Annotated in this window: 8 protein-coding genes; 5 read left to right on the top strand and 3 right to left on the bottom strand. The window is 69.4% G+C overall.

Annotated elements, in window-relative coordinates; translation table 11 throughout:
• Positions 1-225: 225 nt before the first annotated feature.
• Complete coding sequence (locus tag CA984_RS40535; RefSeq protein ID WP_086578657.1) at positions 226-663, bottom strand: VOC family protein; 438 nt, start codon at positions 661-663, stop codon at positions 226-228.
• Between the two features lie 99 nt (positions 664-762).
• Between CA984_RS40535 and CA984_RS40530 the strand changes: the two genes are divergently transcribed.
• Positions 763-1,383, top strand: coding sequence for a TetR/AcrR family transcriptional regulator (locus CA984_RS40530; protein WP_086578656.1), 621 nt, complete (start codon positions 763-765; stop codon positions 1,381-1,383).
• 84 nt (positions 1,384-1,467) lie between these two features.
• Here CA984_RS40530 and CA984_RS40525 read toward each other — a convergent pair whose 3' ends face one another.
• Positions 1,468-2,901 carry an alpha/beta hydrolase family protein gene (locus tag CA984_RS40525; protein WP_207621225.1) on the bottom strand — a complete coding sequence of 478 codons (1,434 nt, stop codon included), beginning with the start codon at positions 2,899-2,901 and terminating at the stop codon, positions 1,468-1,470.
• 78 nt (positions 2,902-2,979) lie between these two features.
• Between CA984_RS40525 and CA984_RS48460 the strand changes: the two genes are divergently transcribed.
• The 4 genes from CA984_RS48460 to CA984_RS40505 all read left to right on the top strand — a co-directional run bounded on the left by CA984_RS48460 (position 2,980) and on the right by CA984_RS40505 (position 6,818).
• Positions 2,980-3,543, top strand: coding sequence for an ArsR/SmtB family transcription factor (locus tag CA984_RS48460; RefSeq protein ID WP_086578655.1), 564 nt, complete (start codon positions 2,980-2,982; stop codon positions 3,541-3,543).
• Between the two features lie 414 nt (positions 3,544-3,957).
• Positions 3,958-5,076 carry a tyrosine-type recombinase/integrase gene (locus CA984_RS40515; protein WP_086578654.1) on the top strand — a complete coding sequence of 373 codons (1,119 nt, stop codon included), beginning with the start codon at positions 3,958-3,960 and terminating at the stop codon, positions 5,074-5,076.
• Positions 5,076-5,423 (top strand): hypothetical protein, encoded by a 348-nt coding sequence (locus CA984_RS40510; protein WP_086578653.1) that lies wholly within the window; start codon positions 5,076-5,078, stop codon positions 5,421-5,423. The genes CA984_RS40515 and CA984_RS40510 overlap by 1 nt, the downstream gene beginning before the upstream one ends.
• A gap of 648 nt (positions 5,424-6,071) precedes the next feature.
• Positions 6,072-6,818 carry a hypothetical protein gene (locus CA984_RS40505; RefSeq protein ID WP_086578652.1) on the top strand — a complete coding sequence of 249 codons (747 nt, stop codon included), beginning with the start codon at positions 6,072-6,074 and terminating at the stop codon, positions 6,816-6,818.
• 68 nt (positions 6,819-6,886) lie between these two features.
• On the opposite strand, the gene CA984_RS40500 is transcribed toward CA984_RS40505, so the two are convergent.
• The coding region (locus CA984_RS40500; RefSeq protein WP_207621224.1) for a NucA/NucB deoxyribonuclease domain-containing protein at positions 6,887-8,384 on the bottom strand (1,498 nt) is incomplete at its 5' end.

The raw sequence follows: 8,384 nt of genomic DNA, 5'->3' as shown, positions 1-8,384 counted from the left end.
CGTGAAGGAACGCGTCGGCCTCCGGACCGTGGCGAGTTCCCGGCGGAGCCCTCGAACGGCCCGCCCACCTCCCTGGCGTTCGCCCGGAACTCCTCGATGGTCGGGCCGGTCCCAGGCCGTGGCCGTCGCCTGCTGCTCGTCGGTCATACGCGAGTCCCGGGGGGTGGTGGGCGGCGGCGGGATCCCGCCGCCGCCACGGCGGAGGCGGCCCGCGAGATCAGCCGCTCAGGGGCGTCCGTCGCCGAGGGGCGGGGCCGTGTACTGGTCGGCGAAGGCCGCCGTCGGCGCCGTCGGCGTGATGACGTCGACGAGGACGCCGTTCGGGTCGGCGACGATGAAGTGCCGCTGGCCGAAGTCCTCGCTCCGCAGGGAAAGCCTCGGCTCCAGGCCGGCCCGGCGCACGAGCCGGTCGTACTCGGCGTCGACGTCGGCCACCTCGAAGTTGAGGATCAGCCCCTGGACGGGTGAGCGGTAGCCCTCGGGGACCGTCTCGTGGGTGTGGTCGAGGAGCGCCAGCTCGTAGTGGGGCGGTTCCGGTCGCCTGAGGCTCACGTACCAGTCCGACTCGAAGGTCGTCTCGAAGCCGAACAGGCCGGTGTAGAAATCGCGCGTCTCGGCGATCAGCCGTGTGCAGACGACCGGGTAGAAGCTGGTCAAACTCATAAGGGAACTCCGATCCGAAAAACACATACCGTCGGTATGTTCGGCTAACCTAGATGCGTACCATCGGTATGTCAATCGTCCGACGACGGAGGCGCGAGGGTGAACCGGGCACCGCGGAGCAAGGCGCAGCAGCGGCTGGAGACCAGGCGCGCACTGGTGGCGGAGGGCAGGCGGCTGTTCGCGCGCCGCGGTTACGGCGCGGTGAGCCTCGCCGAGATCGTCGAAAACGCCGAGATGACGAAGGGGGCGCTCTACCACCACTTCGACAGCAAGGCCGACCTCTTCCGCACCGTGGTCGAGCAGGTGCAGCAGGAGGTCGCCGACAGGGTGACCGCCGCCGCCGAGGCGCGGGAGGATCCATGGGAGCAGCTGATCGCCGGCTGCCACGCGTTCCTCGCCGCGAGCTCCGATCCCGAGGTGCAGCAGATCATGCTCATCGACGGCCCCGCCGTGCTGGGCTGGGAGGAATGGCGGGCGATGGACGAGGCCTCGTCGGCCAGGCATCTCACCGAGGCGCTCACGACGCTGGTGGAGACCGGGATCATCGTCCGGCAGCCCGTCGCGCCGCTGGCCCGCCTCCTGTCCGGCGCCATGAACGAGGCGGCCCTGTGGCTCGCACGCTCGGCGGATCCCGCCGGCCTCACGGACACGACGGCGGCGCTGTCACGGCTGCTGGCGTCCCTGCGCCACCACGACCGGCCGGATGCCGTCCCCCGCTGACCCCATCCGGCTCCGGCCCAGCTCCGGCCCGGCTCCGCGCCCGGGCTTCCCCCGCCCGGCGGCGCCTCCGGGACGCCGCCGCCGTCACGGGAGCAGCAGGCCCCAGTAGAGGGCCCAGGGAACGAACACCACCCCGCCGGCGAGCAGGAGGCCGAGCCGTACTCTCTCCGCTCGCGGGGCGGAGCCCCGGGCGCGACGGCAGGCCAGGGCGGTCAGGACCGTGGCGGCGACGGAGGCCACCGCGAGGCCCTGCAGCGCCAGCCAGATCAACGGCCGTCCCGCCACCACGGGACCGGGCTCGGCCAGCTTTCCGCCGGTCATCAGCAGGTAGAACAGGTAGGAGAACGAGCCGAGCACCGCCGTGAGCCCTCCGGCGCTGAGCAGCCGCGCCGCCCCGGTCACCGGGACCGGCGGGCGGCGGCGCAGGCGCCGGACCAGCGCGACCACCGGATAGGCGGCGAACGCGACCACCAGCAGCACCAGCGCCGCGAGCTGCATCGACGCCGACTCCCACCAGGCGGGGGGATTCACCGGCACGGTCGGCGAGGCCTGCGTGGGGGCGGGGCCCGATATCCGCGTCGCGGGCGGCCTGCCCGCCGTGACGTCGCCGGCCCAGGAACCGACCAGATCGGCGTAGCCGGGGGCGAGCTCGGGCAGCCGGGTGACGCCGCCGTCGGGGCTCTGGTGGGCGGCGTGGTCGGCGCCGGGGAAGAAGCGGAACGTGTAGTGCCGGTTGCCGCCCTTCTCCAGCGCCCTGGCGACCACCGGCGGGCTCTCCTGCGGCGGGGTCAGCAGGTCGTGGGTGCCCCAGATGGCGAGTACCGGCTGGCGTACCGCGGCCAGGGTCGGCTCGGGGTCGTAGTAGGGCTCGGGGAACATGCCGCCGTCGGCGATCGTCCGGTACAGGTTGGGTTCGGCCCGCTCGACCAGCGAGCCCGTCACCCCCGCCTTGCGCAGCCCCGCCGTCACGGCCCAGGTCTGCTGCCGCAGCGGCGGCAGCCCGTTGGCGCCCACGAGCACGACGAAGGCGATGTCCTCCGAGCGGGACGCCGCGATCGGAGCCACCCAGCCGCCCTCGCTGAACCCCCATACGCCGACCTTCGCCGGGTCGACCCCCGGCTGGGTGCGGAGCGCGGCCACGGCGCCCAGCGCGTCATCGGCGAGCTGTGAGAAGGACCGCTGGAAGAGCGAGTAGCCCTCGGATCGCTTGTCGTAGACCAGCACGGACAGTCCTTCGCGGGCGAACCCGACGGCCTCGCTCATCAGCTTCGCGCGAGGTGTGCCCGTGCCCGAGCCGTGCACCAGGACGATGCCCGGACGCGGGGACCTCGCCGGGGCGGAGGCGGAAGTGAGGACCGTGCCGTGCATGAGGAGGCCTCCGCCGCCGCGGAAGCTCACCTCGGTCGCGGTCAGGCCGGGGGGTACGGCGGGCGGGGCGGCCGCCGTCGCGGCGGCGGGCAGGACGGGCGGAGCCAGCAGGCAGAGAGCCGCAACCATGGCCAGGAGGGGGCGTCGCATGTGCCGAATATAATCTGCAGAAGTTTTTCGGCAAACGTTTGTCTGCAGAAATCGTTCTGTAGAACTAGACTGCTCATCATGAAGGATGACGAGCCGTTCCTGCTCGACGACCCGGCGAGACTCAAGGCCCTGACACATCCCATGCGGCGGCTCATGCTGCGCCACCTCAAGGTGCACGGCCCCGCGACCTCGACCACGCTCGGCGAGGTGCTCGGAGCCAAGACGGGCACGACGAGCTACCACCTGCGCCTGCTCGAGAAATACGGCTTCATCGAGGAGATCCCCGAGCGCTCGACCGGCAGGGAGCGCTGGTGGCGCAGGGCCGAGGGCCCCCGGGACATGAGGCTGCCGGCACCCGGCCGGCTGGCCCCCGAGGACCGTCCCGCGCTCGCCGCGTTCCACCGGGCCGGCATGGAGGAGGACCGCGAGCTGTTCGAACGCTTTCCCGCGGCCTACCAGCGCGATCCCGACTGGGCCAAGAGCTCGCGCGGCATGAGCCGGATGACCAAGGAGGAGTTCGAGGAGTTCTTCGAGGCCTACGTCGCGCTGCTGATGAAATACAACCACCGGGTCGAGGACGCGCCACCGGACGCGCGGCCCCTGTACATCCGGCTCTTCGCCCTGCCCGCCGACGAGGAATGACCCGCCGCTCCCCTGGCCGCCGCTCCCCCGTCGGCCACCGTGACCATGACGCCCGCGCCTCCCTCTTCCGTACGCCCGCATGCCGCCCGGCCGCCGTGTCAACCCGGTCCCGGGATTGAGGGCCAGCGGAACAGCCGTTGGCGGCAAGCCGCTCCGTCGCGGGTCGCGAAAGGTCGTGCAGGGCGACGGGGCGGCACTCCATGGTCGGCCCGCTCGTCAGCCGATCCTGATCGCCTGCTCCCTTCGGATTCGACCATCCCACCGCCACAACGAGAAACAAGATCTTTTCACCGCCGACGGCTGCCCCGCTGGTCCTCATCCTGGAAGACGGCTTGTGTCGGCGGATGTCGTCCAGGCCGGTTTCGATCTCACACAATGCTCATTATGTGAGATCGGCGTGAGATCATTACCGGCGTGACCGAGCTCCTCCCCACCGCCGTCATCCGGCCCGCGGCTGCCCCCGTCTCGACCGTCTCCTCGTCCGGCGGCGCGCTCGCGCTGCCGGTGCCGATGGTGGCCACCGTGGGCGACATCGCCGGCCTGCGGCCGCGCTGCCGTAAAGGCGACGGCGGCGAGGTGCCGGGCGCCGACGTCGACGCCGTGGACGCGCTCCCCCACGCGGAATGGTCGGCGGTGGCCGCCTGGCTGAAGGCCGCCAAGGCCATCACCACCCGCCGCGCTCGCCTCGCCGACGTCGCGGCATTCGTCCGCTGGCTCCAGATGGAGGCCCCGGACGTGGGGCTGCTGGCCGTGACTGAGGATCACCTGACGCACTACCGCGACACCATCGCCACCGGCACCGCGCGCGCCGGCCTGGCCCGGCCGGGGACCCCGCTCGCGGCCTCCACGGTGGCCCGCAGGTTGTCGAGCCTGTCGTCGCTGTACGGCTACGCGCTGCGCCGCCGTCTCATCGCGATCAACCCGGCCGACCCGGTGGAGCGGCCGGAGGTCTCCACCGTGGGCACCACCCCGGCCCGCACCGTGGAGGAGGCCACCGCCCTGGTCGACGGCGCCGAAACCATCGCCGTCGCCTACCCGGCCGACGCCGCGGCGGTGGCGCTGCTCAGCGTGTGCGCGGTCCGTGTCGGCGAGCTGGTCGCCCTCACCGTGGGCTCGGTGGCCGCCGACGCTGGGCACACGGTGATCCTGTTTCGCCGCAAGGGCGGCAAGACCGACCGCATGCCGGTGCCGCCCCGGGTGTGCGCCCTGCTGCAGCCGCTCCTGGATGACCGCTCCCCCGGTGAGCCGTTGTTCGTCCGGGAGGACGGGCGGCCGTTCGACCGCTGGCGGATGACCACCGCGCTGCGCCGGGCCGCTACCGCCGTCGGCGTCGACCACACCAGGCTCACCCCGCACACCGCGCGGGCCACCGCCGCCACCGCCGCCCTCGACGCCGGCGTGCCGCTGGCCGACGTCCAGGAGCTCCTCGGCCATGCCTCCCCGGTCACCACCCAGCGCTACAACCGCGGCCGCCGCAAACTCGACTCCCACGCCGCCTACCGGATGGCCTCCATCCTCGGCGGCGGTGCCTGATGGCCGAGTCCGGCTCGACACCGAGCCTGCGCGAGGCGCTGGCCACGATCGCCGCCGCGGCGCGGGCCGCCTACGCCGATGGCTCGAACCTGCGGGTCCGCTCCTCGGGCATCGTGCACGAAGTCGCGATGACCCGCTGGTTCGCCGATGAGCGCATGCCTGGCCCGGCCTGCATGGTCGGCGTCAGCGGCTGGGATCCCGCCGCAGCGCATCCGGACCGCGGCCCGGTGACCTGCCGCCGCTGCCTGAAACTCACCCACACCGAACCCGCCAGCCAGCAGTTGGAGCTGTTCACCCCCAAACCGGACCAGGCCAACGCTGAAGATACAGCGGGTGGCGGCACCTAACCGCCGAGGCCGTTGTCCTGCGTGCGCGGGCATGGCGTCGTTACGCTGACCCGAGCCCCGACAGAACAACGCGAAGGGCGCGCATCATGGCAACACCGCAGGAGGAACCGACCTGGCAGCCGATCAGCATGCTGGACATGCTGACCGCCCACGTCGAGCGATCCCGCCCTCACCGGCTCGGACGCCTGCTATCTCACCATCGACGGCCTGGACGGCATCAGCGATCCGGCCAAGGCGATCCGGCTGCGCGGCCGCATCCACGCCGCCGCCCGCAGCGCCGCCGAACGGCGCCGCACCATCTTCGAGGCCACCGAATCCGTCCACCATCAGCATCTACGGGCCGGACGCCGCCGAGCGCATCGAGGAGCTCAGAGCCGTGATCAGCCATTTCGCGGTCAAGCATGGCTGGACGCTCCACGGCAGCACGCCCGAATCCCATGACACCGACCCCGAGGCGACACGGATCAAGGCGGTACTCGGGACGCACGTGGCGACGGAGTCCTGGCGTGAGAGTCCCAGCGTGGGCAAACGGCGGCTTCCTGAGCAGCGGAATAGCAATCAGATAGGGAGGCCACGTCCCAACGCCGAGATTTTATAGAGCCAGCATCCAGGTCATGTACCCCAATTTTCGGACCTGCGGTAGCTGGCATGATGAAGCACGACGATACGGTCCAGGGAGTGAAGCGCGTGACAGTGGATTTTTCCGTGATTGAGCATTTCTGCACCACGTTCACCACCCACGACGACATCGGGGCTGTCGCGTCGCTGATCGGCGCAGCCCCTCTGGCGGTGGACTACCGTTCCCCGGAGGCTCACGACTCGAGCACCGCCACCATCATCCGCTGGGGCGACGGGACCCTGATCACGCACCCCTACTATGGCGACGAATGTGCTCGCCAAGAGGTCATGAGCGCCCTGTCACGCCATGGCCACCTGGCCGTCTGCCTGGTGTGGGGAATCTCGCTCTCCCCGTGGAGGAAGACCTACTCCAGGATGGACCCGTGGCACGCGGCGGGCGCATCGCTGGCCTACTTCGCCTACGCCGCGAACGGGAGACTGGAAGTCGGGTTCGACCCTTATGACTTCGACAGAACCGACCCGTCCGTCCGCTGCGGCTGGAATACCGGGGCGGTCGACACCTACCTGCACGACCTGCACTTCAGCCCTCTTACGGTCGCGACACAGCAGTCCGGCAGGAGTTTGAAGCCGGGTCGGCGCACCATTTCCCGGCACAAGTACGCCTGCGCCACTCTGATGGAACGAATCGCGGGCGCCACCTTTCCGGCGGATGTCGAAAGGCCGGATTCGCCGGGTGTGGGATTCACCGTCGCCAGCCCGGTACCGGCCATGAGCGATGCCGAGTTCGCCCACTTCATGGGCCCGCCGCAGAACTGAGGCTCGCGTCGCCGGCTCCATGCAACCGATGAAGCCGGCGACGTCCGTCCTGGAAAAACGGTGTCAGCCTATGACGTAGGCTCCCCACCTGGGGAGATAAGAATCCAGAAAGGGTCTTCCTCCAGAAGCCTGTATCGCTGGTAGAACCATCTCAGAGCCGTGCCCGCTCTGCCGTTGTGCGGCTGCGACAGGTACTTGTAGCTGATATTCGCCGTGAATGTCCCGGCGTCGTTTCTTCCGGCTCCTTCCTTGACGCTGGCGAAGGGATACTCATCGCATTGCTCCCCAACGGACCTCGTGAGCAGCGCGCACGCCCTGTTCTTCGCATTGACGTTTTCCCTGTAGCGAGGGTCGTTTTCTTCCTCCCAGATCCTGTGCAGCGCAGTGCCGCGGCCCACAGCACCTCTGACGATGTACTCCAGGTAGTCTCCTGGGATCACCTTGCTGGTGTTGGCGAAGGCGCTTTTGATGTGACGAGCGACCTCCCCGTGGTTCACGCTCTTTTCGTAGTAGGTGAGGAACCTGTTCCCCTTGGCCAGGATGCAGCCCCCGTAATTGTCCCGGTACTTGGGCGAGGTGTCGCACGTCACCGCTGGCTCCTCGTGGAAGTTCTTGACGTCCTCATCCTTCAGGAGCTTGCCGTTGAGATATCCGCCAACTTCGATGTACGGGGCTATCTTGCAGGTGCCGATCCGGTTGGGCAGGGGGCTGGCGCCGGTCTTGGACTCGATTTTGAAGTGTGCGTAGGGGTTCGACTTCCAGTCCGCGCGCGACGCCTTTCTGGAAGAGGGCCCGTCGACGGCACAGACGCCAGGACCGGGGTCGCCCGCCGTCGTGATGTTGGCATTCAGCATGATGTCGTTGTCGTTGATGCTGACGCCCTCGGGCTCGATCTTGTACCAGACGTCGATGTCGCGGCTGTGCCTGCTGAGGTCATCCACGGCTTGGGCCAGGTAGTTCCCGATACGAGTGAGAATCACCGTGGTGGCGGTGAACTGCGTGAATCCCATAGGGATCTTCTTCTTCACGCCATTGTCGATGACCGTGCGGTAGAGGGTGACCCCGTAGGTCCAGGTGAAGCACCATGTGAAGGGCCGATATTGATTGTGGAGAACGGGTTTGCGGGGGGAACCAGCCGTCCAGCCCTCCTTCCGGCAGATCTCGGTCGTGATGTGCTCCAGATCGACACCGGACGCGGCCGCACCGGTGGACTGGGTCGTCTGCTTGCCGCTGGGAATGGGCTGGCCGCCACCGGCGGTCTTGATCGTGAAGGTGGACCAGGGTGACCAGGCGCCGTTGATTCCGCCGGCGGTCGCGCGGGCGCGCCAGCGGAGTTTCCAGCCGTCGGACAATTTGCCCGCCGGGACAGACACGTTGCCCTCGGAACCACTGGTGAAGGTGTTCTGGGATGTGCCGGACCAGATCAGGCCGCTGCCTTGGCCGGTGGCGGCCGGGTCGTGTTCCACCTCGACGCTCAGCGTGGACGAGCGGCTCTCCGGATCGGTGACCGTCGCGTACAAGCCCGGCGTCAGCGTGGTAGCCGCACCATTTCTGTGGGGCCAGACG

The organism is Streptosporangium minutum, assembly GCF_002149035.1.
In the GTDB taxonomy this organism is placed as follows: Bacteria; Actinomycetota; Actinomycetes; order Streptosporangiales; family Streptosporangiaceae; genus Streptosporangium; species Streptosporangium minutum.
This window is presented reverse-complemented; position numbering and strand designations above follow the sequence as displayed.

What these genes read in the sequence shown, in the direction of transcription:
- CA984_RS40535 (WP_086578657.1), bottom strand. Translation starts at nt 663, where the DNA reads ATGAGTTTGACCAGCTTCTACCCGGTCGTCTGCACACGGCTGATCGCC.
- CA984_RS40525 (WP_207621225.1), bottom strand. Translation starts at nt 2,901, where the DNA reads ATGCGACGCCCCCTCCTGGCCATGGTTGCGGCTCTCTGCCTGCTGGCT.
- CA984_RS48460 (WP_086578655.1), top strand. Translation starts at nt 2,980, where the DNA reads ATGAAGGATGACGAGCCGTTCCTGCTCGACGACCCGGCGAGACTCAAG.
- CA984_RS40510 (WP_086578653.1), top strand. Translation starts at nt 5,076, where the DNA reads ATGGCCGAGTCCGGCTCGACACCGAGCCTGCGCGAGGCGCTGGCCACG.
- CA984_RS40505 (WP_086578652.1), top strand. Translation starts at nt 6,072, where the DNA reads ATGATGAAGCACGACGATACGGTCCAGGGAGTGAAGCGCGTGACAGTG.